Genomic DNA, 26,085 nt, shown 5'->3' with positions numbered 1-26,085 from the left:
TGGGGCTATAGCTCAGCTGGGAGAGCGCTTGCATGGCATGCAAGAGGTCGACGGTTCGATCCCGTCTAGCTCCACCACTATTTAAAAGACCGGCCTATGGCCGGTTTTTTGCTTTTTAGCATTTATCATAATCATTCCCCGCTGCTATCCTGCTCCAAACACATTGATTACCGAGGAAACTGGCAATGAACCAGCAACAACAAATCATTGAATGGCTACGCGCGGATCCCTATCGGATGCAAGCATTGTCTATTGCCCGTGAACTTCAGTTAAACCAATGGTGTCTGGCCGCAGGATTTGTCCGTAATCTGGTGTGGGATAAGCTACATGGATACCCTTCCTCTACCCCACTTAATGATATTGATTTAGTCTATTTCGATGAACAAGATGCCAGTGAGCAGCATGATTTACAGTTGGAAGAACAACTTAATCGCACAACGTCAGCCCTGCATCCATCGTTTCCGTGGTCAGTTAAAAATCAAGCCAGGATGCACCTGCGTAGTGGCCGCTGGCCTTACACCAGCACACAAGACGCCATCAGCTATTGGGTTGAAGTGGAAACGGCGATTGGAGCCTGCCTTAAAGAAAATGGGGATATTGAGCTGGTCGCCCCATTCGGTTTGGCTGCTTTATTTAGTCAAACCATCACGCTGAATACCAAAAACGGTGAAGTCGACACTTACTACCAGCGGGTCAATAGCAAAGGCTGGCAGCAGCATTGGCCGCAACTACAATTAGTGCTCTAACGGCTTAGAGCCTGGATTTAACGCGCATAAAATCACCAAGTGATAGGTTACTGATTAGCAAGTGATAAGATTGTGTAAAACCCGGCTGAAAGGCTAAAGATTAATATCTTTCACGTCGATAAGCATTATTCCACCCACATGTTCTAAGGAATAATGATGTCGAATACTATCTCTACAGCATCCGTTTCAGTGAGCAGTAGCAGCTCTTCAGATAGCAGTACCGCCGCACAGATTAAATCTCTTAATCAAGAGATCCAAAAACTGACCGAAAAGTTAAGTACCTTAAAAGACTCTGGTTTAACTGCTGATGAGTTGCAAAAGCAGCAGCAACAAATTCAGAGTCAAATTGCAGCACTGCAAGCTCAAGTTGCTCGTATTGAGGCACAGGCGGCGGAAAAAGCCAAAGAAGGTAAAGACGATACAACCAGCGCGAGTACACCTACAGGTGATGGGGTAAACCGCCCTTCTGCTCAAAACCAGATTGACGTTTATATTTAATGAAGTTTGTGCCCTATAAAATAAGACTATGGCGATGATCTGAGACTGTTCATCGCCATATTTAAGTCTAAAAAATTAGCCCCGTTTGAGTGGCTTAACCAAACCATCCAGCCCTTCAATTTTAATCGCGAGCGTCATCTCCATCAACATACCCAGCTTGCCTTGCGGAAACTCACCTTTACGGGCGAACCAAAGCAGGTACTCTTCCGGCAGATCGATTAACGCCCGCCCCTGATATTTACCAAAGGGCATCCGGGTATTGGCTATCTCAACCAAGTTCTCTTTTTCCATGCAATCCTCAGCCGTTAGGACGACTCACCGAGCAAACGGATCATTTCCGCTTCATCGATAACGGTAATTCCCAGTTCCTGTGCTTTCGCCAGTTTCGATCCCGCAGCTTCACCCGCAATCACCAGATCAGTTTTTTTGGAAACACTGCCACTGACTTTGGCCCCCAAAGCGGCAAGGCGATCTTTGGCTTCGTCCCGTGAGAGGATAGTCAGTGAGCCGGTCAGAACCACAGTTTTACCGGCGAATGGGCTGTCTATCTCTTCGGCTATAATTTGCTGTGGCTCGGGCCAAGTGATCACTTTTTCCAGCGCTTCGATCACTTTCTGATTGTGCTCTTCACCAAGGAAGTTCACCACGTGCCTGGCCACCACTTCCCCGACATCCGGCACACTTTTTAATGCCTCGATATCAGCAGCACGTAGGTTTTCCAGATTACGGAAATGAGCAGCCAAATTAGCCGCTGTCGCCTCACCTACTTCGCGAATGCCCAGCGCATAGAGGAAGCGGGCAAAAGTCGTCTGTTTTGCCTTTTCCAGCGCCACAATCAGATTTTGAGCCGACTTCGGCCCCATCCGGTCAAGACCCGTCAGCTTGCCCGCAGTCAGCGTAAATAAATCAGCTGGGTTCTCAACATACTGTTTTTCTACTAATTGTTCGATAATCTTGTCGCCCATGCCATCGACATCCAGTGCGCGGCGCGAGACAAAATGCTTCAGTGCCTCTTTACGTTGTGCGGCACAGAATAACCCACCAGTGCAACGGGCAACCGCTTCCCCCTCAACCCGCTCGATATCAGAACCACACACCGGGCAGTGCTCAGGGAAAGTGATCTCTTTGGCATCCTGCGGACGTTGATCCATCACCACGCCCACCACTTGTGGAATAACATCGCCAGCGCGACGGACAATCACGGTATCGCCGATACGTAAGCCTAAACGCTCAATTTCATCGGCATTATGCAAGGTTGCATTGCTGACAATCACACCTGCCACTTGCACCGGTTCCAGCCGCGCAACTGGCGTAATTGCGCCCGTACGCCCCACCTGAAACTCCACTTCACGAACTTGCGTTATCTGCTCTTGTGCCGGGAATTTAAATGCTGTAGCCCAGCGAGGTGCGCGCGCGACAAAGCCCAGTTGTTCCTGTAAGTCGAGTGAATCAACTTTGATAACTACCCCATCAATATCAAAACCTAAACCACCACGGTCTTGTTCGACTTGACGATAGAAAGTAATCACTTGCTCGCTGCCAGTGCATAATTTCACTCGATCACTGACCGGTAAGCCCCAGGCCTTAAATTGCATCAGGCGCTGAATATGGCTACGGGGAAGTTCGCCGCCCTCCAATAAACCGACGCCATAGCAGAAGAAAGTCAATGGCCGTTTGGCCGTGATGCGAGGATCAAGCTGGCGCAATGATCCAGCAGCAGCATTACGCGGGTTAGCAAAAACTTTCCCCCCTTTGCGACGAGCCTCATCGTTAAGCTGCTCGAAACCCGCCAATGGCATAAAAACCTCACCGCGAACTTCGACTCGTCGTGGGAGTTTATCGCCCTGCAAACGCAGCGGGATTGCACGGATAGTGCGTACATTGGCGGTAATATTCTCACCGGTAGTGCCATCACCACGCGTTGCCGCTCTGACCAATTCGCCATCTTCGTACAATAAACTCACCGCTAAACCGTCAAGCTTCAATTCACAGCAGAATGTCAGCGGGTCGGCACGTTTCAACCGGTCATGGACTCTTTTGTCAAAAGCCAGATAGCTTTCTTCATCAAATACGTTATCGAGAGAGAGCATCGGGACTTCGTGTTTTACCTGCTCGAAAGCATCAAGCGGCGCAGCACCCACTCGTTGGGTCGGTGAATCATTGGTGATCAATTCAGGATGTTGTGCTTCCAGCTCACGCAATTGCTGCATCAGGCGGTCATATTCAGCATCAGGGATCTCTGGTGCATCCAACACATGGTACAGATGTTCGTGATGGCGCAATGAGGTTCTTAGTTGATTAATTTGCTGAATTATTGATTCCATAGCTCACCATCAAAGATAAAAAACCCCCGGCATGCGGGGGTTCGGGTTAATTCGATTCATTGCGAGGCAACATTATCAGGCGGTTGCGTTTGCATCCAACACTTCGCGGATGCGAGCCTTATATGTTTCCAGTTTTTGCGGGGTCATCATGCGGCGTTCGTCATCCAACACCACACCACCGACATCATCGGCAATGCGTTGGGCTGATTGCAACATCAACTTAAAGTTTTGATTCGCGTCGCCATAAGACGGCACCATCATAAACATTGAGACACCCGGCGTTGAGAAGTCAGACATAGTGTCAGGGTCAAAAGAACCCGGTTTCACCATATTTGCCAGACTGAATAATACTGGGCCACTGCCAGCAGGGCTTAGATGACGATGGAAAATCCCCATCTCACCGAACTGGAAACCAGACTGAAGCACACTCTGTAGCAACACTTCGCCACCCAGAGCACCACCGTGATGTGCAGCAACATGCAGCACCAAAACGGTTTCTTTCAGTTTTTGCGGTTTCACCTCAGGAGCCGCAACAGCAGGCTCTGGCTGTAATTCCACATGTTGTGGAGCCACCCGAGGGGCATGTTCAGCCACATGTTGTGGCTCTGCATAACGCGGTTGTGAGTCATGTTCTTCAACCGAGCCAAGCAAAGGATCACGCTGTGATTCATGCGGTGGTTGCTCAGCAGATAGTCCACCCAAAAGAGGGTCTTCATAATCTGTTTGCACTGAAGCAAAAGGTTTTTGGCGAGGCTCCGCCTTGACCTGCACCGGTTTGGTTTCAGTATGCTGAATCACCGGTAGTTCATCGTCGTCTTCATCAATATGATTAAACGAAGGCTTCTCTTGTGGATGAGCAGTGCGGACGCGCACTTCTCCTACCCCTTCATCGAGACTCTCGATCGGGGTTTCAACACGTTCTTGTTTCGGACGTTTAACTGGGCGATCGCGAAAAAGCGATGAGCGTTCTTTACGGCTGGTCCATAAACCATGCAATAACAACGCTATTATGGCGATCGCGCCAACAACGATTAATATCAGACGCAAATCCTGCATCATTACTATCTCTGTTGTTCCAATACATTGCCACCGCGGCAAACATTCACCCTTTAACTCTATTTCCCAACGAACACAAGTGCAAGTCCGTGCTCAATTTTCTTCGAAGAAAGATGATTATGCTAGATGTTTCGCTCACTTTTCATACAATATGTGACTATGCAGTGGGAAATCATACCGATATGATACGCAGGTCAATGAGCTTATAGAGAACGGAATGGCATGGCGTATACGCAAAAAGCGGTAAAAAAGGTCAGTGGTATCCATTATTTCGCCCAAGGATGGCAGTTAATCTCCCGTCCAGGTATCCGGCGATTTGTGATTTTGCCCCTCTTGGTGAATATTCTGCTGATGGGTGGGGCTTTCTGGTGGTTATTCAATCGGATAGGAGACTGGGTCCCCCAGTTGATGAGTTATGTCCCTGACTGGTTGCAGTGGCTCAGTTATCTATTGTGGCCAGTGATGGTGATTTCAGTGCTACTGGTATTCAGTTATCTATTTAGCACCATCGCCAATTTCATCGCCGCCCCCTTTAACGGTTTGCTGGCCGAGCAGTTAGAAGCCAGTTTAACCGGGAAGCCCCTGCCGGATACCGGTATTCTGGGGATTATGAAAGATCTGCCGCGAATTATGGCGCGTGAATGGCGTAAATTAGCTTACTACTTGCCCCGAGCATTAGTGCTGCTGCTGTTGTATTTGGTGCCGGGTGTCGGCCAAACACTGGCCCCTGTTTTGTGGTTCCTGTTCAGCGCTTGGATGCTGTCGATTCAATATTGTGATTATCCCTTTGATAACCACAAAGTGAGTTTTCAGCATATGCGCAGCGCGTTGCGTCAAGATAAGGTCGACAACCTGCAATTTGGCGCACTGGTAAGCTTATTCACTATGATTCCATTGCTTAATCTGGTGATTATGCCAGTGGCAGTCTGTGGTGCCACCGCAATGTGGGTTGATCGTTATCGCGATCAGTTTATGCAACCACCACGTTAATTTTGCATGGGCGTGCTGGTCGCGCCCCTATTGCCGAGGTTAAAAGTGAGCTGCCAAGATTAAAAGCTATTGGGATTAAAACTTATTTCCTAATAACATATCGATATACCAATTACTTACTTCCATAGCCATACTGTTAGCGTATGCTTTGAACGTTTCCTACATTTTCATAGAGTTAAAGGACGGGCTATGAGCAAGATATATGAAGACAACTCTTTAACAATCGGCCATACGCCGCTGGTTCGTCTGAACCGTATCGGTAACGGGCGCATTTTGGCGAAGGTTGAGTCACGCAATCCAAGTTTCAGTGTTAAATGCCGTATCGGTGCCAATATGATTTGGGACGCCGAAAATCGTGGCATTCTGACCGCAGACAAAGAACTGGTAGAACCTACCAGTGGCAATACCGGTATCGCACTGGCATTTGTTGCAGCCGCGCGCGGTTATAAACTAACCCTGACCATGCCTGAAACCATGAGTATTGAGCGCCGTAAACTACTCAAAGCATTGGGTGCCAATCTGGTACTAACCGAAGGTGCTAAAGGGATGAAAGGGGCGATAGCCAAAGCGGAAGAAATTCAAGCCACCGACCCAAATCGCTATATTATCTTGCAGCAATTCAGTAACCCAGCAAACCCGGAAATTCACGAAAAGACCACTGGCCCAGAAATCTGGGAAGACACCGATGGTGAAGTGGATGTCTTTATCGCAGGTGTGGGTACCGGCGGTACTCTGACCGGTGTCAGCCGCTACATTAAAAAAACTAAAGGCAAGGCCATCACCACGGTTGCGGTTGAGCCGACTGATTCTCCTGTTATCACTCAGGCATTGGCGGGTCAGGAAATCAAACCCGGCCCACACAAAATTCAAGGTATCGGCGCGGGTTTCATTCCCGGCAACCTTGATTTGAGCCTGGTTGACCGTGTCGCACTGGTTACCAATGATGAAGCCATCTCTATGGCTCGTCGTTTGATGGATGAAGAAGGTATCCTGGCCGGCATTTCTTCCGGTGCCGCGGTTGCAGCAGCAGTCAAGCTTTCTGAAGAACCAGACTTTACTGACAAAACAATTGTGGTTATTCTTCCGTCCTCGGGTGAGCGCTATTTAAGTACGGCGTTGTTCGCAGATTTGTTCACTGAACAAGAACTGCAACAGTAGTTAGACCGTCGCACTAAATGCTAAAAAAGCACCCTTATGGGTGCTTTTTTTGTGGCGCGCTTCAAAGTTTTTACTACATAAAGATTGATTTTACCCTCTGGGTTTAGTATTTAACCGGTCAATTATTTTGATACGCGAAATTAATCACGTATCCTGTGTATCTCTAGCTGAATCGATTTATCAATTATGCAACACAACAAAAAATGTCGTCACTGAGTGCTGATTGAAGACATAACGCAAAGAGAGCATTATTCTTAGATGTAGCAGTATCGATTTTAAGCCTGAACTCAGGTTGTATCGGAAACTGTCTTTGTGACTTACCTGCGGTTAAGGCATAGTCATGCGCGAGTGTGAAAGAAGAGTTATCCGCGCACCAATACAGGCTAAAGTTTAGGTTCTACACTAAACTTTAGCTCCACAACATAAATCCAAAATAAGTTGGGGAAATACAATGTTCCAGCAAGAAGTTACTATTACTGCACCAAACGGTCTGCATACCCGCCCTGCTGCCCAGTTCGTAAAAGAAGCAAAAGGCTTCCCGTGCGAAATTACTGTGACCTCTAACGGTAAAAGCGCTAGCGCCAAAAGCCTGTTCAAACTGCAAACTCTGGGCCTGACCCAAGGTACTGTTGTGACGATTTCGGCTGAAGGCGAAGATGAAAAGAAAGCTGTTGAGCATCTGGTAAAACTGATGGCAGAGCTTGAGTAATCACGCACTCTTTTTTAGTTAACACCAGTCAAGAGTAAGGTAGGGTTATGATTTCAGGCATTGCAGTATCACCGGGCATCGCTTTTGGTAAAGCACTTTTACTGAAAGAAGATGAGATTGTCATCAACCGGAAAAAAATCTCTGCTGACCACGTGGAGCAAGAAGTCGAGCGTTTCTTAGCTGGGCGAGCCAAAGCGTCTGCGCAATTAGAAACGATTAAGACCCAAGCTGGCGAAACATTCGGTGAAGAGAAAGAGGCTATCTTCGAAGGGCATATCATGCTGCTGGAAGACGAAGAGCTTGAGCAGGAAATCATAGCCCTCATTAAAGACGAGCTTTCTTCTGCTGACGCAGCCGCTTATTCAGTCATCGAAGGGCAAGCAAAAGCCTTGGAAGAATTGGATGACGAATATCTGAAAGAACGTGCGGCTGACGTACGTGATATCGGTAAGCGCCTGCTGAGAAACATTCTCGGTCTGGAGATTATCGATTTAACGACCATCCAGGATGAAGTCATTCTGGTGGCAACCGATCTTACGCCATCTGAAACCGCACAGATTAATCTGAACAAAGTGTTGGGGTTCATCACCGATTTAGGTGGCCGTACCTCTCACACCTCGATTATGGCGCGTTCACTGGAGTTACCGGCGATCGTCGGCACCAGCGCAGCGACCAAAGAAATTAAGAATGGCGATTATGTGATTCTTGATGCGGTCAATAACGAAATCTATTTAAACCCAACTAACGAAGTGATTGATCAGTTGAAAGCGGTGAAAGAACAGTACATCACCGAGAGAAATGATCTGGCCAAACTGAAAGACTTGCCTGCCATCACCCTGGATGGTCATCAGGTTGAAGTGGTTGCCAACATCGGTACTGTGCGTGATATCGCTGGTGCTGAGCGTAATGGCGCTGAAGGTGTAGGTCTGTATCGTACCGAATTCTTGTTCATGGACCGCGACTCACTGCCGACTGAAGAAGAGCAGTTCCAGGCCTATAAAGCCGTTGCGGAAGCTATGGGCTCGCAAGCTGTTATCGTCCGTACTATGGACATCGGTGGTGATAAAGACCTGCCGTACATGAACTTGCCGAAAGAAGAAAACCCATTCCTGGGCTGGCGTGCCATCCGTATTGCTATGGATCGCAAAGAAATTCTGCACGCACAGCTGCGCGCTATCTTGCGTGCCTCGGCGTTTGGTAAATTGCGCATCATGTTCCCGATGATTATTTCGGTAGAAGAAGTGCGCGAACTGAAAGCAGAACTTGAACTGCTGAAGAGCCAATTACGCGAAGAAAACAAGGCCTTTGATGAAACCATCGAGGTCGGTGTGATGGTGGAAACACCAGCGGCGGCGGTCATCGCTCGCCATTTAGCTAAAGAAGTTGACTTCTTTAGTATTGGGACAAACGATCTAACTCAGTATACTCTGGCAGTAGATCGTGGCAATGAGCTGATTTCTCATCTCTATAATCCAATGTCACCATCGGTATTGGGCCTGATCAAACAGGTGATTGATGCGTCTCACGCTGAAGGTAAGTGGACCGGTATGTGCGGTGAACTTGCTGGCGACGAACGTGCTACACTGTTGCTATTGGGCATGGGGCTGGATGAGTTCAGCATGAGTGCGATTTCGATCCCACGCATCAAGAAAATTATCCGTAATACGAATTTCGAAGATGTGAAGGTGTTGGCGGAGCAGGCATTGGCTCAACCAACAGCGAAGGAATTGATGGATTTGGTTACCACATTCATCGAAGAAAAAACGCTCTGCTAATTCCACGATACTGGAACGCTGCCCAATATAAATACTTAGGAGAAGATCATGGGTTTGTTCGATAAACTGAAATCACTGGTTTCAGATGATAAAAAAGACAGTGGTACTATTGAAATCGTAGCACCGTTGTCTGGTGAGATCGTCAACATCGAAGATGTTCCTGATGTTGTGTTTGCAGAGAAAATCGTTGGTGATGGTATTGCCATCAAGCCTTCAGGCAATAAAATGGTTGCTCCTGTTGACGGCACCATCGGTAAAATTTTCGAGACTAACCATGCTTTTTCTATCGAATCAGACAGCGGCATTGAGCTGTTCGTCCACTTCGGTATTGATACTGTTGAACTGAAAGGCGAAGGCTTCAAACGCATCGCGGAAGAAGGCCAACGCGTCAAGAAAGGTGATGTGGTTATTGAGTTCAATCTGGCCCTGTTGGAAGAGAAAGCCAAGTCTACTTTGACACCGGTTGTTATCTCTAACATGGATGAGATCAAAGAACTGATTAAACTATCTGGTAGTGTCACCGTGGGTGAGACACCTATTATTCGTATCAAGAAGTAATTGCATACGAATGGAAAACGGCGCTCTTGAGCGCCGTTTTTGTTTAATCATTTAATCCGCTGTAATCCAGCGCGGCACACGTAATGTAATCACCAACCCGCCCTGCTCACCGTTTCTTGCTTCAACCTGCCCACCATGAGCCAAAATCACCTTACGAGTAATAGCCAGCCCTAAGCCGTAGCCTTTACCCGACATCGCCGACTTAACGCGCACGAAGGGATCAAAAATACTGGATAACTTGCTCTCATCAACACCAGGCCCTTGGTCAGAAACCTGAATCTGGTAACTCTTATCAACCTGTGAAAGCAGTACTTTCACCTGTTGGCCGTGAGTTGAAAAACGCAGTGCATTACGGACAATATTGTCGATCGCCCGCCGCATCAGCTCAGCATTTCCCTTGACGGTATAGTCAACTTGCGGTGATACCTGTAGCAGAATTTCAACCCCCGGCACCTGCGCTTCATAGCGGGCATCATTAACCACCACAGTCACTAACTCGCGCAAATCGAAATACTCATCATCTTCGGCAATATTGTGGTTTTCAGCACGCGATAACGCCAGTAACTCGCCAATCATCTTATCAAGGCGTTCCGACTCATGCTCAATACGCTGTAATGAATTTTCGACATTATCGGGATTCTGGCGCGCCAATCCAATCGCCAATTGCAACCGTGCCAGCGGCGAACGTAACTCATGAGAAACATCATGCAGCAACTGCTCACGGGCGCTGACCAACTCTTCCAAGCGCTCGGCCATTGAATCAAAATCCCGCGCTACTTCAGTCAATTCATCATGGCGCCGCCGCATGACAGGCAACAGTCGCACCGACAAATCCCCCTGAGCCACCCGTTCAAAACCCGCGCGTAATTGGCGCATCGGCCGTGTCAGGTTCCAGGCCAGCAATGTACTGAAGAACAAACCACCTAACACCCCCATCCAAATCATCGGGATCGGTATATTCAGTATTTCGCGGCGACTCTCACCGCCTCCGCCCCGCTGATTAATATCCCTCAGTCCATCAATATCGTAACTAATACGATAATTCTGACCATCAAGACCTTGAGTCCAGATCGTCACCTCCCGGCTGTAAAACTCGGGATCGCGACCCTTAGGGGGTTGTACCTTATCCGATGATAGTGCTGTGACCAGGGGAATTTTCGCCACCGGCAAAACCGAAAAGTGACTTTTATCTGTTTCTGACCAGTTAGCCGTCATGGCATTTAGGGCTGGCAGACCACCACTTTGCAGTACCGAGGCCGCAGAAGCGACTTGTAATTTGGCAATCCTGCGCACCATCTCACGCTCAGGCGGTTCATGGCGATTGCCGTAAAAGGAAAACACCAGCCACAGCATCTGAGTCATTAAAATAAAGGTAAGCCAAAATCCCAGCAGGATTTTCCAAAATAACCGTCCACGCATAGCTGACTGACTCCACCAATAGCGATTATCTGATGCGGTAGCCAATGCTGCGTACCGTTTCAATGTTTAAGGTACTTCCCGGCAACGCCGCAAGCTTTTGTCTGATATTGCTGATATGCACATCGACACTGCGGTCATAAGCCTCACGTGGTCGGCCCAAACCTTTATCAGATAACTCATCTTTAGTCACCACACGATCGGGCGAGCGTAATAGCAACTCCAGCAAATTAAACTCAGAGGCAGTCAAATCAAAGGGTTTACTCTGCCATTCACTGCTGCGAGTCGACGGGTTAAGCGTCAAATCACCATGCGTAATAACACCATCATCATCCGATGACACATCCGGATGCTCGTCAAAGCGGCGTAAAACGGCACGCAATCGGGCCACCAGCTCGCGCGGGTAACACGGCTTTGGCATATAGTCATCAGCGCCCATTTCCAGGCCGATGACTCGATCAATATTGTCGCCTTTGGCGGTCAGCATGATGATCGGTAAGCGGCTTTTTTTACGCACCTGCCGCAACACATCGATACCACTCATATCAGGCAACATAATGTCGAGGATCAAGGCGGTATAGTTACCGGACAACGCACCGTCTATACCCTCTTTGCCGGTTAATACCAGCTCGGCGGTAAACCCTTCACCGCTCAGGTATTCTCTCAACATGCTGCCCAGTTCAACATCATCATCGACTAACAAAATTTTCATCTTTTAACTCTCCTGCCTGATTTCGGCTATTTTCATGCCTATTTGACTCGCGCGCAGCCAATTTTACTCAATCCTTACATATCCTTGAATTTCACTTAACTCACACCCGTTGGCCTTGGCGGTAAATTATCCCCTGACATTTGGCTTCACTATTTTGTTCATCGTGGTTCAAGGATCGTTGATTGATTATGCAAAAGGTTACAGGCTCGAAACGGCGCCTTATGGGGTTAGCTGTGGTGCTATTGATCGCCGGTGGCGTACTGTTGTTTAGACTGATTTCACCGCTTGACAGGCCAGGATTTATCACCGCCCCAGCAGAGATCCGCACTCTGGAACAAACGGTACTGGCAGATGGCACTATCAAAGCACAGAAACAGGTCACGGTGGGCGCTCAGGTTTCAGGGCAAATCAAAGCCCTCCATGTCACCCTAGGGCAACAGGTTGAAAAAGGCCAGTTAGTGGCTGAAATTGATGATCTTACTCAGCAAAATGCGTTGAAAGACGCAGAAGAAGCACTAAAAAATGTGTTAGCCCAGCGCGCGGCTAAAGAGGCAACCCAGAAAAATAACCAGTTAACCTACCAACGCCAGCAACAAATCCTCGCCAAAGGGCTTGGTGTACGGGCCGATTTTGATAGCGCCAAAGCCACATTAGAAAGCACCCAAGCTGAAATTAAAGCCTTGGATGCCCAAATTGCACAGGCTGAAATCGCCGTCAGCACTGCCAAACTCAACCTCGGTTATACCAAAATCACTTCGCCGATCAACGGTACCGTTGTCGCTATTCCGGTTGAAGAGGGGCAAACCGTCAATGCGGTGCAAAGTGCACCAACAATTATAAAAGTGGCACAACTCGATACCATGACCGTCGAAGCGCAGATTTCCGAAGCTGATGTAGTAAAAGTCAAAGCTGGCATGCCGGTTTACTTCACCATTTTGGGTGAACCGGAAAAGCGCTTTAACGCCACCCTGCGGGCTATTGAACCCGCCCCTGACTCGATCAACGATGAAACCACCACCACATCATCCAGCTCAAGTAGCAGCTCCAGCTCCACTACTACCGCTATTTACTATAACGGTTTATTTGATGTCGCTAATCCAAACGGGGCTTTACGTATTTCAATGACTGCACAGGTGTATATCGTATTGCATAAAGCTGAGGATGCCGTGGTGATCCCGGCGACCGCATTGGAGAATAACAATGGGCGCTATCGGGTCCAGGTCGTTGATAGCAATGGCAAAGTCAGTATGCGTGAGGTCACTGTTGGGATAAATAACAATGTCGATGCCCAGATACTCTCTGGTTTGCAAGCCGGGGAGCAAGTGATTGTCAGTCAGGCAAGTGCTGTCACCTCCAACAATAAGGCCCAACGCATGGGGCCACCGATGGGGATGTAACAGATGCCCAATCTCAATCAAAGTAAGATTTTGCTTCAGCTCGATAATGTCAGCCGCTGGTTTATCAGCGGTGAAGAACGTGTTCAGGTGCTGAAAAATATTAATCTCACCATTCATAGCGGCGAAATGGTGGCGATTGTTGGCGCATCAGGTTCCGGTAAATCAACACTGATGAATATTCTCGGCTGCCTGGATAAACCCAGTTCGGGTGAGTATCTGGTGGCTGGTCGCATCCCTCAGCATTTGGATAGCAATGAATTAGCCGAATTACGCCGCGAGCATTTTGGCTTTATTTTTCAGCGCTACCATTTACTGAATGATTTAAGCGCGCAAGAAAATGTCGAGATTCCGGCTATTTATGCCGGAGTTAATCGTGAAGAGCGTCGCCAGCGAGCTGCCAGCCTGCTCTCGCGTCTAGGGTTGGTTGACCGCCTGGATTATCGCCCAAGCCAACTTTCCGGCGGGCAACAACAACGGGTCAGCATTGCCAGGGCACTGATGAATGGCGGAGAAGTTATTCTGGCCGACGAGCCCACTGGCGCACTGGATACCCACAGCGGCACTGAAGTATTGAATATCCTGAAGGGCTTACATCAGCAAGGCCATACCGTGGTGATTGTCACCCATGACATGTCGATTGCGGAACATGCTCAGCGAATTATCGAACTCAGAGACGGTGAGGTGATTGCAGACAGACAAATGCCGCAACCGGAGTTACCCGCGAAAATAAGCACGATAGAAACGCCCGACATTGCCCATAAGCCACCGCTAGTCTCATGGAAAGCGCAGCGTGACCGCCTACAAGAGGCGTTTAAAATGGCTCTGCTGGCAATGTCAGCCCAGCGCTTACGCACCTTATTGACCATGCTGGGGATTATTATCGGTATTGCTTCGGTGGTCTCGGTGGTGGCATTGGGTAAAGGATCGCAACAACAAGTTCTGGCAAATATCAATTCGATGGGCACCAGTACGTTAGAGATCTTCCCCGGCAAAGATTTCGGTGACATGCGCTCGGCGGCGATCCACACACTGCGGGCCACTGATGCTGATGCTTTAGCGCAACAAGGTTATATTCACAGCGTGACACCAACTGTGTCTACCAGCACCACCTTGCGCTATGGCAATAAGTCCGTCAGTGGCACGGTTAATGGTGTCGGCGAGCAATATTTCTTGGTACGCGGCTATACCCTCGCTCAGGGAATGGCATTTAATCGCACCGGTGTAGATAACTTGATGCAAGAAGCGGTTATTGATGAAAACACCCGCGATAAGCTGTTTCCAAATGGGGAAAATCCGTTAGGCAAAGTTATCTTGCTCGGCTCCCTACCCTGCCGAGTCATCGGTGTCGCGGCTAAGAAGCAGAGTGGTTTCGGCAGTGACGAAAATCTCAACGTATGGATCCCCTACACCACCGCGATGAAACGTATGCTGGGGCAATCCTATCTGAAAAGCATCACGGTGCGGGTGAATGATGATATTGATCTGGCGAACGCCGAACAGGGAGTCACCAAGCTACTGACACAACGTCATGGAACGCAGGATTTTTTCGTTATGAACACCGACAGCATCCGCCAGACCATTGAGAAAACCACCTCAACCATGACATTACTGGTATCGATGATAGCGGTTATTTCATTAGTTGTCGGTGGAATTGGGGTGATGAATATTATGTTAGTTTCAGTCACCGAGCGCACCAAAGAGATAGGGGTAAGAATGGCTGTTGGCGCACGAACCAGCGATATTATGCAGCAATTTTTGATTGAAGCGGTGCTGGTATGCTTATTGGGGGGCTGCCTCGGCGTGGTGTTATCACTGGTTATCGGCCTGTTGTTCAGCCAATTTAGCAGCAGTTTTTCGATGGTTTACTCCGCGACATCAATTATCACCGCGTTTATCTGTTCCAGTCTAATTGGCGTAATTTTTGGTTTTTTCCCCGCCAAAAGAGCGGCACAAATGGACCCTATCAGAGCATTGGAGCGAGAGTAGGGTTTATATAGCAAGAGTCGGGTTATATTTTATTCAACCGGCAAAGGGTGTGTTGCTGCACACCCTTTACTCAAAAACGCCGGTCGATAAATAACGATCGCCACGATCGCAAATAATCGCCACAATCACCGCGCCTGGGTTCTCAGTTGCCACTCTTAATGCTCCGGCTACCGCACCACCTGAGCTAACACCACAGAAAATGCCCTCTTCCCGCGCCAATCTTCTTGTGGTTTCCTCTGCCGCAATCTGCGAGATATCCAACACCTGATCCACCAGTTCGGGGCGGAAAATTCCTGGCATATAGGCCGCAGGCCAGCGGCGGATTCCCGGAATACTACTGCCCTCGGCGGGTTGCAGACCAATAATCGTAACATCCGGATTTTGGCTTTTCAGATACTCGCTAACACCGGTAATGGTGCCAGTAGTGCCCATGCTGGAAACAAAATGGCTCACTTTACCCGCGGTTTGCTGCCAGATTTCCGGCCCGGTACCGGTAAAATGGGCATACGGATTGTCAGTATTATTAAACTGATCCAGCACCTTGCCCTGCCCTGCGGCTTGCATTGCCAAAGCGCTATCCCGCGCGCCCTCCATGCCCTGCTCACGGCTGACCAAAATCAGCTCGGCCCCATAGGCTCGCATAGCGGCCTGACGTTCCTGGCTCATGTTTTCCGGCATCAGTAATTTCAGCTGATACCCCTTCATGGCGGCAATCATCGCCAGCGCAATGCCGGTATTACCGCTGGTTGCCTCGATAAGCACATCACCTGGAGAAATCTCCCCACGCAACTCTGCCCGTTGGATCATTGCCAGTGCGGCACGGTCTTTCACCGAACCGGCTGGGTTATTGCCTTCCAATTTGACCCAAATCTCAGCATTCAGCCCTTGGCTCATGCGTTGCAGTTTTACCAGCGGGGTGTTGCCGATGCAGTGTTCGAGGGTTGTCACTGTAAATACCTATTAAATACCCTTCCTCCTTGAAGCGGCAGCTGTGTTCGCTGCTCTCACGAACCCGAATCACTTACTTATGTAAGCTCATCGGGATTCGCTCGTTAGCTGCCTTGCTGCCACTCCAATGATGTTGGGTATAATTCTATGTTTATCAAAAGAAGAAAAACTTATCAGGCGCTTTGGGCTAAAGCAATGGGTTGTAGTAATTGATCGCCAGAATATAAGCGAGCATTTAATCCACCAACATAATAACGAGTGCCGCGTACCGGAGTGTCAATGTTACCTTCCGGCAAGACCACACTAATAGGATCCTGATGCCAACCAATAGGTTGCACCGTCAATTGCCAGAAATGACCGCGAGGACTGACTTCAAGCACCTGAACCGGCAGCGGGCAGCGCGAGCTTGATTGAGTACTGACTTCCATCTCCCAAGGACGCAGGAAGAGATCCACACTGCCTTGGTGCATTGGCGTCAAATCCAGCGGCCAATGATGGGCACCGATAAACAATTGTGACCCACGAATTTCACCACTTAAGCGGTTAACTTCACCGAGGAACTCCAATACAAAACGGGTTGCCGGGTCGCGCCACACTTCATCCGGTGTCCCGACCTGCTCAATATTCCCCTGACTCATCACCACCACGCGATCAGCCACTTCCATGGCTTCTTCCTGATCGTGCGTCACAAAAACGCTGGTGAATTTCAATTCTTCGTGTAACTGACGTAACCAACGGCGCAGCTCTTTACGCACTTGCGCGTCCAGTGCACCAAACGGCTCATCCAATAATAGAATTTGCGGCTCTACCGCCAGCGCACGCGCCAAAGCAACACGTTGCTTCTGCCCGCCGGAAAGCTGTGATGGATAGCGGTTAGCCAGATGACCTAATTGCACCATTTCCAGCAACTGCGCAACTTTCTGCTTGATAGCCGCCGCATTTGGCCGCTCACGGCGCGGCAATACCGTTAAACCGAAAGCGATGTTATCGAATACCGTCATATGGCGGAACAGCGCGTAATGCTGGAACACAAACCCGACACGCCGGTCACGGGCATGTAAACGGCTAACATCGGTGCCGTGAAAACTTAAACGCCCAGCGTTTTGGTTCTCCAACCCGGCAATAATACGCAATAAGGTGGTTTTTCCCGAACCAGAAGGGCCAAGCAATGCCACCATTTGGCCTGAAGGAATATCAAGTGTGATGTCATTCAGTACCTTGGTACGACCAAAATACTTGCTGATATTATCAATCTCAATGCTCATGCTTTTGCTCCTGTTCGAGACGAACAACCTGACGCGCTAAGCGCCATTGCAGGCCGCTTTTCAGAAAAAGGGTCACTATTGCCATCAGAGTCAGCAGCGCGGCGGCGGTAAATGCCCCGGCGGTATTGTAATCCTGATGCAACAACTCAACTTGCAGCGGCAAGGTGTAGGTCTCGCCACGAATAGAACCGGATACCACTGAAACCGCACCGAACTCGCCAATAGCGCGGGCGTTGGTCAACACCACGCCATACAGCAATGCCCAGCGGATATTGGGAAGTGTCACGCGGCGAAACATCTGCCAGCCTGAGGCGCCTAACAGCACCGCAGCCTCATCTTCCTGACTGCCCTGACTCATCATCACCGGCACCAATTCACGTACCACAAATGGGCAGGTGACAAAGATGGTTACCAGCACCATGCCCGGCCAGGAGAACATCAATTGGATATCGTGAGAATCCAGCCAACCGCCCACCACACCGTTTGAGCCGTAAAACAGCAGATACATCAGGCCGGCAACCACCGGTGAAACGGCAAACGGAATATCAATTAACGTCATCAATAGCTGCCGTCCTGGGAAGACAAACCGCGTCACCAGCCAGGCCAATACCACACCAAAGACCAAATTGACCGGCACGGCAATCAGCGCCACCAACACCGTCAGCCAAATCGCGTGCAACATATCCGGGTCGAATAAGTTCTGCCCTACTACCTCAATTCCTTTCGAAAAAGCGGTGATAAAGATCCACACCATCGGGATCACCAGCAACAAAACCGAGAACAGTGCGCCGATGGCAATCAGTGTCCATTTGCCCCAATTGATCGGCGGGCGGGCCACACCATTAAACTCTGAAATATCAGCCATCAGTGCCCACCTATCCGCCGACCAAAGCGACTTTGTAACGTGTTAATACCGAACAACAACACCAATGAAACCGCCAAAATAACGGAGGCAATGGCGCTGGCAGCCGGGTAATCAAATTCTTGCAAGCGGATGAAAATCATCAGCGAAGTGACTTCAGTCTTCCAGGCAATATTGCCAGCGATAAAGATAACCGCACCGAATTCGCCCAAACTGCGAGTAAAGGATAATGCTGTCCCTGCCAACAACGCCGGTGCCAGTTCTGGCATCACTACCAGACGGAAACTCTGCCAACGGCTGGCACCCAAGGTCTCCGCCGCTTCTTCATATTCCGGCCCTAACTCTTCCAATACAGGCTGCACGGTGCGTACCACAAACGGCAAGCTGGTAAAGGCCATAGCGACTGCGATCCCTAACCAGGTAAAGGAGACTTTGATTCCCAAAACGTCGTTTAACCAGGCTCCGTACCACCCGGTGGTGGAGAACAAGGTTGCCAGTGTCAACCCCGCCACCGCAGTGGGCAAGGCGAAGGGTAAATCCATCAAACCATCCAGCAAACTACGGCCGGGGAATTGATAGCGCGTCAGGATCCACGCCATCAACATGCCAAATACCGCATTGAATACACTGGCTACACCGGCGGCCAGTAAAGTGACTTTATAAGCGGCAACCACCTGAGGGTTAGTTATCACTTCCCAGTACTGTGCCCAGCTCATCTGGGCCACTTGCATCACTAACGCACTGAGCGGCAATAACAAGATCAGACAGGTGTAAAGCAGGCTGCTCCCAAGACTGAGGGTGAATCCGGGCAGAACCCGTTTACTGGATGCCGACAACATTACTGATGACCTTCTGCTAACAATTTATCCAGCACACCGCCGGTGGCGAAGTGGGTGCTCATCACTTGTGGCCAGCTACCAAATTGCTCTTCAACCCGGAATAATTTGGTGTCAGGGAATTGGGATTTAGCCGCTTCCATTGCCGCTTTATCATAAACACGGTAGTTAAAGCTGGTAATCACCTGCTGTGCCGGTGGGCTGTAGAGGTAATTGAGATAAGCCTTGGCCGCTTTTTCAGTGCCATTTTTCTCAACATTCTTATCTACCCAGGCCACAGGGAATTCCGCCAGAATATCGACCGGCGGGACAATCACTTCATATTTGTCGCTGCCATACTCTTTACGGATATTGTTGACTTCAGATTCGAAACTGATCAGCACATCACCCAAGCCACGCTCAACAAAAGTGGTGGTGGCACCACGTCCGCCAGTGTCAAAAACCACCACGTTTTTCAGGAAGCGCTTCATCCAATCACGGGTTTTGGCCTCGTCTTTGCCATTAGCTTGCTCGGTGGCTCCCCAAGCGGCCAGATAGGTATAACGGCCATTACCAGAGGTTTTTGGATTCGGGAATACCAGTTTGACGTCTTCACGCACCAAATCATCCCAGCTATGGATATTCTTTGGATTATCCTTCCGCACCAGGAAAGCCATGGTGGAGTAGAACGGCGAGCTGTTGTTGGGTAATCGCGCTTGCCAATCAGCCGGAATAAGATTGCCGCGGTCATGCAAGATTTGCACATCGGTGACTTGGTTATAGGTCACTACATCCGCTTTCAGCCCTTGCAAGATAGCCAAGGCCTGTTTAGAAGAACCGGCATGAGATTGTTTGATGGTGAGCTTGTCACCGGGATTTTGCTGTTCCCACTGTTTCTCAAAGCCCGGATTTAATGCGGTGAATAACTCGCGGGAGACATCATAAGAGCTATTGAGCAACTCAGTCGCAGAGGCCGTTGCACTGCCGAAGATTAACGCGCTAAATAAGGCAACACGGGTCCATCCATTTTTCTTTATTGAAATCTGTTTCATTTTGCACCTTATTCACTGGGTTCATTCGGCAACAAACCTATTCATAAAACCTATTCATAAAGAATGTTGCGCCGCTAAATTATGTTCAGTGTATTTATAACTAGGTGCATACCTATAACGCTTTTATATACCGTTTAGTGATGTGCAAGTATCAAATGCTCTAAGCCAGTCACCACGCAGGTCGCCAGCCGCCTATTTCACTTATATCTGGTCAATAAAAAGCCCGGCTAAACTACACCGGGCGATAAAAAGGCGTTCTTAGGTAGAAATATTATTTCTGCGTCACCACACTGGCAGCCACTGGGCCGATAGCGCCACTGAATGGTTTGCCGTCAATGGCATCCACCATACGTAAACCTGATGGCCGCACCCAGCGCTGCACACGGGATGGCATATCAAAACCAATCAGCAGAATAACCACAAATGTCAGGCTGAATGAGAGTGAACCCAATGCCGTGCCGAGGCTGAGATGTTGAGCAATTGAAGCTCCCAGAATCGGTGCCAATGCCCCACCCAATGCACCGACGTTATAGGTAAAGCCCAACCCTGCCGCACGTTGTTCAGTATCAAAATAACCACCCAGCAGTTTTGGTAACAACCCGGCAATCCCCTGGCCCAACATTTGTTGCAAGAACAATAACCCACCGAGGAACAGGATGCTGCTGCCCTGAATAGCGAACAGTGGAATTATCAGTAACTGTGAAATCAGTAAACTGGTGACATAGGCTTTACGCGTCCCGAGCCAATCACCCAAAAAGCCGCCAACACAGCAGCCCACTGCGGCACCAAACCCACTGAAGAACAATACGTTGCCCACGGTGTGCGGGTCATAACCCAAATCCATTTTCAGGTACGTAGGCAATAATGCCTGAATCGGCCATGAGTAGAGGAAAGCACAGAACACCACCACCATCAGCATCACACCGGTCGGCCAACGATCACCACTGGTTTGCACCATAAAGTAGATGAATACTGCGGCGCAAAGGATACCGAGGAGCACCACTACAGGGGTGGATACCATGCCGGTGAAGCAAGCATAGAGCGCGGCGGCGGCAAAGATGGTCAGCACAATATTCAGGTAGCTCAAGTTGCTGCGATACAGAATATCCACCATGTTGCGGTCTTTAGCCTGCTTAGATTGCTGATGCTTACTTTGCGCTTTTTCCCAATCTTCAGCTTCTGGCAGATTTTTACGTAACCACAAAGCAAAAATAATCGGCAGCAAGCCAATGTAGAAAAGCATACGCCAGCCAAATGCCGGAACCACATAACTGTACGCCTGAGCGGCTAACACCGCGCCAATAGAGAAACCAGAAATCAGGAAACCACTGGCTTTGTTACGCATATTCTTAGGCCAGCTCTCCATCACATAGGTAGAACTGGAGCCATACTCCCCCGCCATCCCGATACCGATAATCAGTCGGGCGATAAACAGCGTGGTGTAACCTGGCGCTAAACCACAAGCCAGCGTACCAAAAGAGAACAACACGATGCTGGTGATCATGGCCAATTTACGGCCATAACGGTCACCCATCGCACCCAGTACCAAACCACCGAACCAACGTGAAATAAACGCAGCTGAAATCAGACTGGTAGCCTGAATCAGTGTCAGACCAAATTCCTGTTTAATATCAGTCAGAACCAGAGTAATAAGAACAAAATCAAAGCCGTCCAGGGCATAACCGATCCAGGCGGCAATAAATGCCTTCCATTGCGCAGGGGTAAGCTGCTTATACCAGCGCAATGGTTTGTCTCCACGAGGTGGTTTGTCCGTTTGTGCTTGTACTGAAGTGCTCATAGCGTCGCTCTCTCTCCACCACCAGCCAAGTTCACTGGCAGAAACTGTTTTCCTCGCGGCAGGTAAACCATAGCAACTGATTGTTTAGCATCACTTAATCTGTCACTACCAGACGGTTTTCGCCACATTTATATTTATGTGGTTTAACTCCAAATAAAATCAATCAAAGGAGTAAAACTCCATTTGAGTGTATAAGATCAGCCCGCTATTTCAATCACAATGTGTCTAAAACGTGACAAAGATGGCGAAATGCTGAGGTGAGTGAGATAAGCAACAGGATGCGGGGTATTTACCACCGCTGGCGGAAGATCCCCGCAGCAGCGGCTAGAAATGGCAGCAGAAATAGATTACCGGTCATCCATTTTGGCTAACGGCTTGGGTGGTTTTACGTTTAATGCTTTCTGCCTGAGCCGGATCAGCTTTGACCAGCAAGGCGTAAATCAGGTCGAGCACGAATAATTGGGCAATTTTGGTGCCAATGGAGTCCCCTTGCAGCTGCCCCTGACGGTTGCCGTTAATCAGCACATAATCCGCCAGTTCAGTAATGGTGGAGCCCATATTGTGCGTCAGCGCCACAGTGGTGGCCCCAGCCTGCTTTGCCAGCTTTAATGCATGTACCGTCTCAGTTGAGGTTCCCGAATGGCTGATACCAATTGCTACATCACCGGGGCGCATCAAAGAAGCCTGCATATACATAAAATGATTATTTGTGGCCGCATCAACCCGCAATCCGATACGCATCAATTTACCTTTGGCATCTTCCGCAGTGATACCGGATGAACCGACACCAAAAATGCAGATACGATCAGCCGGGCGCAATAGCTTAACCACCTGCTCGACACTCTCGATAGACAACAGATTCAGGGTTTCAGACAACACATTATTAATCGCCGATTGCAATTTATTGCCTATCGCCAACGTATCATCCCCCTCTTGTACATCAGCATCTAACAGACTGTTTTCATTGTTATGCCGGGTTGCCACTTCAATGGCCAAATCCATTTTGAAATCCTGAAACCCTTTGTAACCCAGCGTGCGACAAAAACGGATAATCGTGGCTTCACCGGCTTGTGTCAGCGCAGAAAGGTCAGCAATGGAAAGCTGAGTCACTTTAGCGGGTTCTGCCAGAATATAGGCAGCAATACGCTGCGCTGAGCGGGTCAGGCTATTTTGCATCGCACCCAAGGCATCAAGAATTTTACCTGGCTTAAAACGGGGGGCACCAGTTTTCACGCGGACACCTCAAGGGAAAGAGAATTGACGGACAGGAGACAGTTCTGCGGCGCATCATGACATAACTGGCCCATTTCGTGAAGAAGAATGGCGGTATTGTGCGGGGTAAGATCAATAAAAAAACCCCGGGGGGCCGGGGAAGATGTCAAAGATAACGTGCATTCTTATTATATAAAAATCATAGAGATAGTTTCTTCACAATAAAGAATGGTGAACTTTCACCACTGCTTTTTTGATAGTGCCAGAACCGGCGATTTGGCAACCCGGCTTATGCGGTTCACCCGGCAGAAATACCGCAAACATCCCCGGTAACATGCGCAATTGGCTTTTATCTGGAATTTCAGCAATCAGCTGGTAGTCATCGTCAGCATGATAAGGCTCAAGATGCTCGGTGGGCGTCAATACCGAGTATTCAATCCCTTCAACGCCGCTGATAAGCAGTTGCACATCGGCATAAGTTTGGTGCATTTCAGCTTTCTTATTTTCAGCCGGTTGGGTATCGAACTCCATCACGTTCATGAAAATAAGCTCGCCATCTATTTCATGACGCCCGCAACTCAATTGAGCCAACGGCGCCTTAGCCAAATAGGCTAAAACCCATTGCAGACGTTCTGGTAATCCGCTGAAAAAAGCTGTTTGTGTTAATGATCCACTGATCATATTGACCTCAATATTCAATCATAAAATATATACTCAAAGTCATTGGTGTCGCAGCAAGGCAGCAAACGAGAGACAAATCGGTCGGGAACCGATTTGAACAGCATTTATGCTAGCCCGCAGGGTGAGCCTCAAGGATGAGGCTCATTAATCCCGATGAGCTTACTCAAGTAAGTGATTCGGGTGAGCGAGAGCGGCTAACACCGCTGAGACTTCAATGACAAAGAGTATCTTTGGCCCATAATGCTGCACCTAACAACCCGCTATCCTGCCGGTGATAAGCTGCTTGTAGCGGCACACGATAGATTTGTGGCAAGGTTTTTTGTGCGCCAATGACCCGCTCTAAATATCCTGGTGCTAACCCGACACTGCCGCCCAGAATGACCACTTCCAGATCCAGCGCCATTTTCATGTCTGCCAGCATCTGAGCAATGGCAGTTGCGGAGCGGTTAATAATGTTTTCCGCATGAACATTGCCAAGTTGTGCCAACTCAAACACTTTGGCGGCAGTCACCGGTTGCTTCCAACCCAAGGTTTCCGCGCCGATTGCCGTACCGGAAGCCACACTCTCGACACACCCCTTACGGCCACAACCACACAACAAGCCATGAGGATCGGCCAGCGTATGACCTATGTGCCCAGCCAATCCGTGATTACCGACCAACAGTTTTTTATTCAACACAATGCCGCCGCCCACTCCGGTGGAAACCGTCACAAACATCATATTGTTTATCGAAATCTCATTGTTTATCGAAATCGTATTGTCACTCTTATGGCTTAATGCCTGATATTCAGCCCAGGCAGCCGCCTGCCCATCATTAAGCAGCACACAAGGTAAATCAGCGATCGATTGGATGCATTCTTGTAACGGAAAATCTGCTAAGCCGCCCAAGTTGGCGGGATTAAGCGCGGTCAGGCGACCATCACTGATAATGCCAGTTGAGGCAACAGCAATAAAATCAACCTGATTACGATAAGGCTCAATTAACGTTTTCAATGCTAGCGCCAGCTGTGCTGCCCCGCCTCGAGGTGTGGCCACCTGCTGGCGGCCAATTAACATGCCACTCTCGGTCACCATCGCTGCCGCAATTTTTGTTCCACCGATATCCAGTGCCAACACTTTTCCCATCTGGCGCAACCCTCTTGTACCTGTAATGATGTTGATAGAATCACTATGACAATTTTTTGGCCACAACTCCATTATTTTTTAATTATTGGAGTTACGCTCCACAATAAACGCTTTTTGACCTGATTAATGAAAGGTTGACCATTGCACCCTGCAAATAAAAGATCTAACATAGTGGAGTAAAACTTCATTTAAAATATTTTATCGGAGCTAAAGACCGTGAGCAATTTGAACGTAACTAAAATAAGTCGTCTCCGCCACCAGCTCCAGAATGGCCTCATCGCCTCATGCCAACCCGTACCTGGCAGTGCTATGGATACGCCAGAAATTGTCGCGGCAATGGCATTGGCATCACTGGCTGGTGGCGCGGTAGGTCTGCGTGTTGAGGGCATCAGCAATATTGAAGCGGTGCGCCGGGTTACCGATGCCCCAATCATCGGCATTATTAAACGTGATTTGCCTGACTCAGAAGTCAGGATCACACCGTGGCTGGAAGATGTTGATGCGTTAAGCGCCGCCGGAGCCGATATTATCGCTTTTGACGTCACCTGCCGCCCACGCCCGGTTTCAGTGGAAGATTTATTCCAGCGGGTGCAGGCAACGGGCTGCCTGGCGATGGCGGATGCCTCTAATATTGAAGATGGCCTGTTGGCATACCGCTTAGGTATCGACTTTATCGGCACGACATTATCCGGCTATACCCAAACCCCCGTCCCCACTGAACCGGACTTAGAACTGGTAAAACAGTTATCTCAAGCGGGCTGTAAGGTGATTGCTGAAGGCCGTTATAACTCTCCAGCCTTAGCCGCAGCGGCAATATCAGCCGGCGCTTATGCCGTAACCGTTGGCTCCGCCATCACGCGTATAGAACATATTTGCAGTTGGTTTTGTGAAGCAATTCAACATGCGCCACAAGAACACGAAGCAGCAAAACTAACGAGTCACTGATGGCACAACAAGATGTCGCTGGTACTCAAAACTATTTTGGCTAACCATGCCCCCAC

The 26,085-nt window shown here is 49.1% G+C and carries 23 protein-coding genes, 1 tRNA gene and 1 pseudogene; 11 read left to right on the top strand and 14 right to left on the bottom strand.

The window, feature by feature from the left end; translation table 11 throughout:
• Position 1 precedes the first annotated feature (1 nt).
• From QSV56_RS12165 to QSV56_RS12155, 3 genes are all read left to right on the top strand, one after another.
• Positions 2-77: transfer RNA gene (locus QSV56_RS12165), tRNA-Ala, on the top strand.
• 108 nt (positions 78-185) lie between these two features.
• Positions 186-746: a nucleotidyltransferase family protein gene (locus QSV56_RS12160; RefSeq protein ID WP_019081725.1), complete on the top strand. Its 561-nt coding sequence runs from the start codon at positions 186-188 to the stop codon at positions 744-746.
• Between the two features lie 156 nt (positions 747-902).
• Positions 903-1,244: a FlxA-like family protein gene (locus tag QSV56_RS12155; RefSeq protein ID WP_019081726.1), complete on the top strand. Its 342-nt coding sequence runs from the start codon at positions 903-905 to the stop codon at positions 1,242-1,244.
• Between the two features lie 75 nt (positions 1,245-1,319).
• On the opposite strand, the gene QSV56_RS12150 is transcribed toward QSV56_RS12155, so the two are convergent.
• The 3 genes from QSV56_RS12150 to zipA all read right to left on the bottom strand — a co-directional run bounded on the left by QSV56_RS12150 (position 1,320) and on the right by zipA (position 4,627).
• A complete protein-coding gene (locus QSV56_RS12150) occupies positions 1,320-1,535 on the bottom strand; it encodes a DUF3820 family protein (protein ID WP_046694746.1) in 216 nt (71 codons plus the stop codon).
• A gap of 14 nt (positions 1,536-1,549) precedes the next feature.
• Entirely contained in the window at positions 1,550-3,568 is a 2,019-nt protein-coding gene (gene ligA, locus QSV56_RS12145) for an NAD-dependent DNA ligase LigA (RefSeq protein WP_050298675.1), read from the bottom strand.
• Between the two features lie 75 nt (positions 3,569-3,643).
• Positions 3,644-4,627, bottom strand: a complete 984-nt coding sequence (gene zipA / locus QSV56_RS12140; protein WP_046694744.1) for a cell division protein ZipA — start codon at positions 4,625-4,627, stop codon at positions 3,644-3,646.
• 219 nt (positions 4,628-4,846) lie between these two features.
• Between zipA and cysZ the strand changes: the two genes are divergently transcribed.
• From cysZ to crr, 5 genes and pseudogenes are all read left to right on the top strand, one after another.
• Positions 4,847-5,614: a sulfate transporter CysZ gene (cysZ, locus tag QSV56_RS12135; RefSeq protein WP_019083653.1), complete on the top strand. Its 768-nt coding sequence runs from the start codon at positions 4,847-4,849 to the stop codon at positions 5,612-5,614.
• 189 nt (positions 5,615-5,803) lie between these two features.
• Positions 5,804-6,772 carry a cysteine synthase A gene (gene cysK / locus QSV56_RS12130; RefSeq protein ID WP_019081731.1) on the top strand — a complete coding sequence of 323 codons (969 nt, stop codon included), beginning with the start codon at positions 5,804-5,806 and terminating at the stop codon, positions 6,770-6,772.
• 451 nt (positions 6,773-7,223) lie between these two features.
• The gene (ptsH, locus tag QSV56_RS12125) at positions 7,224-7,481 is read left to right on the top strand and encodes a phosphocarrier protein Hpr (RefSeq protein WP_005164859.1); all 258 of its coding nucleotides are present in this window, start codon (positions 7,224-7,226) and stop codon (positions 7,479-7,481) included.
• A 47-nt stretch (positions 7,482-7,528) separates the two neighbouring features.
• A pseudogene (gene ptsI / locus QSV56_RS12120) lies at positions 7,529-9,287 on the top strand (phosphoenolpyruvate-protein phosphotransferase PtsI).
• A 17-nt stretch (positions 9,288-9,304) separates the two neighbouring features.
• Entirely contained in the window at positions 9,305-9,814 is a 510-nt protein-coding gene (gene crr, locus QSV56_RS12115; RefSeq protein WP_004392561.1) for a PTS glucose transporter subunit IIA, read from the top strand.
• 51 nt (positions 9,815-9,865) lie between these two features.
• Here the strand turns inward: crr and QSV56_RS12110 are convergent, their stop codons facing one another.
• Positions 9,866-11,233, bottom strand: a complete 1,368-nt coding sequence (locus QSV56_RS12110) for an ATP-binding protein (RefSeq protein ID WP_301212524.1) — start codon at positions 11,231-11,233, stop codon at positions 9,866-9,868.
• Between the two features lie 25 nt (positions 11,234-11,258).
• On the bottom strand, positions 11,259-11,942 hold the full coding sequence (locus tag QSV56_RS12105; RefSeq protein ID WP_050123153.1) for a response regulator transcription factor: 684 nt from the start codon (positions 11,940-11,942) through the stop codon (positions 11,259-11,261).
• A gap of 188 nt (positions 11,943-12,130) precedes the next feature.
• Between QSV56_RS12105 and QSV56_RS12100 the strand changes: the two genes are divergently transcribed.
• Positions 12,131-13,339: an efflux RND transporter periplasmic adaptor subunit gene (locus tag QSV56_RS12100; protein WP_050162349.1), complete on the top strand. Its 1,209-nt coding sequence runs from the start codon at positions 12,131-12,133 to the stop codon at positions 13,337-13,339.
• A 3-nt stretch (positions 13,340-13,342) separates the two neighbouring features.
• Positions 13,343-15,325 carry a MacB family efflux pump subunit gene (locus tag QSV56_RS12095; protein WP_050129821.1) on the top strand — a complete coding sequence of 661 codons (1,983 nt, stop codon included), beginning with the start codon at positions 13,343-13,345 and terminating at the stop codon, positions 15,323-15,325.
• Between the two features lie 66 nt (positions 15,326-15,391).
• Here QSV56_RS12095 and cysM read toward each other — a convergent pair whose 3' ends face one another.
• The 9 genes from cysM to QSV56_RS12050 form a co-directional block, all read right to left on the bottom strand.
• The gene (cysM, locus tag QSV56_RS12090; RefSeq protein ID WP_046050498.1) at positions 15,392-16,273 is read right to left on the bottom strand and encodes a cysteine synthase CysM; all 882 of its coding nucleotides are present in this window, start codon (positions 16,271-16,273) and stop codon (positions 15,392-15,394) included.
• Positions 16,274-16,446: 173 nt separating this feature from the next.
• Positions 16,447-17,538, bottom strand: coding sequence for a sulfate/thiosulfate ABC transporter ATP-binding protein CysA (gene cysA, locus QSV56_RS12085; protein WP_019081738.1), 1,092 nt, complete (start codon positions 17,536-17,538; stop codon positions 16,447-16,449).
• Positions 17,528-18,403 (bottom strand): sulfate/thiosulfate ABC transporter permease CysW, encoded by an 876-nt coding sequence (cysW, locus tag QSV56_RS12080; protein ID WP_301212502.1) that lies wholly within the window; start codon positions 18,401-18,403, stop codon positions 17,528-17,530. The genes cysA and cysW overlap by 11 nt, the downstream gene beginning before the upstream one ends.
• Positions 18,403-19,239, bottom strand: coding sequence for a sulfate/thiosulfate ABC transporter permease CysT (cysT, locus tag QSV56_RS12075; protein ID WP_046050496.1), 837 nt, complete (start codon positions 19,237-19,239; stop codon positions 18,403-18,405). Before cysT ends, cysW begins: the two co-directional genes overlap by 1 nt.
• A complete protein-coding gene (locus QSV56_RS12070) occupies positions 19,239-20,267 on the bottom strand; it encodes a sulfate ABC transporter substrate-binding protein (RefSeq protein WP_019083659.1) in 1,029 nt (342 codons plus the stop codon). Before QSV56_RS12070 ends, cysT begins: the two co-directional genes overlap by 1 nt.
• A 271-nt stretch (positions 20,268-20,538) precedes the next feature.
• The gene (locus QSV56_RS12065) at positions 20,539-22,065 is read right to left on the bottom strand and encodes an MFS transporter (protein WP_046050495.1); all 1,527 of its coding nucleotides are present in this window, start codon (positions 22,063-22,065) and stop codon (positions 20,539-20,541) included.
• A 354-nt stretch (positions 22,066-22,419) separates the two neighbouring features.
• Positions 22,420-23,298: a MurR/RpiR family transcriptional regulator gene (locus QSV56_RS12060; RefSeq protein WP_019081742.1), complete on the bottom strand. Its 879-nt coding sequence runs from the start codon at positions 23,296-23,298 to the stop codon at positions 22,420-22,422.
• Positions 23,299-23,493: 195 nt separating this feature from the next.
• Complete coding sequence (gene nanQ / locus QSV56_RS12055) at positions 23,494-23,958, bottom strand: N-acetylneuraminate anomerase (RefSeq protein ID WP_019081743.1); 465 nt, start codon at positions 23,956-23,958, stop codon at positions 23,494-23,496.
• Between the two features lie 211 nt (positions 23,959-24,169).
• Positions 24,170-25,084 carry an N-acetylmannosamine kinase gene (locus tag QSV56_RS12050; RefSeq protein WP_050298671.1) on the bottom strand — a complete coding sequence of 305 codons (915 nt, stop codon included), beginning with the start codon at positions 25,082-25,084 and terminating at the stop codon, positions 24,170-24,172.
• A gap of 225 nt (positions 25,085-25,309) precedes the next feature.
• On the opposite strand from QSV56_RS12050, the gene QSV56_RS12045 reads away from it, so the two are divergent.
• Positions 25,310-26,029, top strand: a complete 720-nt coding sequence (locus QSV56_RS12045) for an N-acetylmannosamine-6-phosphate 2-epimerase (protein ID WP_072076929.1) — start codon at positions 25,310-25,312, stop codon at positions 26,027-26,029.
• The last annotated feature ends 56 nt before the right edge of the window (positions 26,030-26,085 follow it).

It is taken from the genome of Yersinia sp. 22-579 (assembly GCF_030433455.1).
Taxonomy (GTDB): domain Bacteria; phylum Pseudomonadota; class Gammaproteobacteria; order Enterobacterales; family Enterobacteriaceae; genus Yersinia; species Yersinia enterocolitica.
The sequence above is the reverse complement of the archived record's forward strand: the minus strand, read 5'-3'. Positions and strand labels throughout refer to the sequence as shown.

Bases quoted from the DNA above. Each gene is read 5' to 3' on its own strand.
- QSV56_RS12160 (WP_019081725.1), top strand. From the start codon at position 186: ATGAACCAGCAACAACAAATCATTGAATGGCTACGCGCGGATCCCTAT.
- QSV56_RS12155 (WP_019081726.1), top strand. From the start codon at position 903: ATGTCGAATACTATCTCTACAGCATCCGTTTCAGTGAGCAGTAGCAGC.
- QSV56_RS12150 (WP_046694746.1), bottom strand. From the start codon at position 1,535: ATGGAAAAAGAGAACTTGGTTGAGATAGCCAATACCCGGATGCCCTTT.
- ligA (WP_050298675.1), bottom strand. From the start codon at position 3,568: ATGGAATCAATAATTCAGCAAATTAATCAACTAAGAACCTCATTGCGC.
- zipA (WP_046694744.1), bottom strand. From the start codon at position 4,627: ATGATGCAGGATTTGCGTCTGATATTAATCGTTGTTGGCGCGATCGCC.
- cysZ (WP_019083653.1), top strand. From the start codon at position 4,847: ATGGCGTATACGCAAAAAGCGGTAAAAAAGGTCAGTGGTATCCATTAT.
- cysK (WP_019081731.1), top strand. From the start codon at position 5,804: ATGAGCAAGATATATGAAGACAACTCTTTAACAATCGGCCATACGCCG.
- ptsH (WP_005164859.1), top strand. From the start codon at position 7,224: ATGTTCCAGCAAGAAGTTACTATTACTGCACCAAACGGTCTGCATACC.
- crr (WP_004392561.1), top strand. From the start codon at position 9,305: ATGGGTTTGTTCGATAAACTGAAATCACTGGTTTCAGATGATAAAAAA.
- QSV56_RS12110 (WP_301212524.1), bottom strand. From the start codon at position 11,233: ATGCGTGGACGGTTATTTTGGAAAATCCTGCTGGGATTTTGGCTTACC.
- QSV56_RS12105 (WP_050123153.1), bottom strand. From the start codon at position 11,942: ATGAAAATTTTGTTAGTCGATGATGATGTTGAACTGGGCAGCATGTTG.
- QSV56_RS12100 (WP_050162349.1), top strand. From the start codon at position 12,131: ATGCAAAAGGTTACAGGCTCGAAACGGCGCCTTATGGGGTTAGCTGTG.
- QSV56_RS12095 (WP_050129821.1), top strand. From the start codon at position 13,343: ATGCCCAATCTCAATCAAAGTAAGATTTTGCTTCAGCTCGATAATGTC.
- cysA (WP_019081738.1), bottom strand. From the start codon at position 17,538: ATGAGCATTGAGATTGATAATATCAGCAAGTATTTTGGTCGTACCAAG.
- cysW (WP_301212502.1), bottom strand. From the start codon at position 18,403: ATGGCTGATATTTCAGAGTTTAATGGTGTGGCCCGCCCGCCGATCAAT.
- cysT (WP_046050496.1), bottom strand. From the start codon at position 19,239: ATGTTGTCGGCATCCAGTAAACGGGTTCTGCCCGGATTCACCCTCAGT.
- QSV56_RS12070 (WP_019083659.1), bottom strand. From the start codon at position 20,267: ATGAAACAGATTTCAATAAAGAAAAATGGATGGACCCGTGTTGCCTTA.
- QSV56_RS12065 (WP_046050495.1), bottom strand. From the start codon at position 22,065: ATGAGCACTTCAGTACAAGCACAAACGGACAAACCACCTCGTGGAGAC.
- nanQ (WP_019081743.1), bottom strand. From the start codon at position 23,958: ATGATCAGTGGATCATTAACACAAACAGCTTTTTTCAGCGGATTACCA.
- QSV56_RS12050 (WP_050298671.1), bottom strand. From the start codon at position 25,084: ATGGGAAAAGTGTTGGCACTGGATATCGGTGGAACAAAAATTGCGGCA.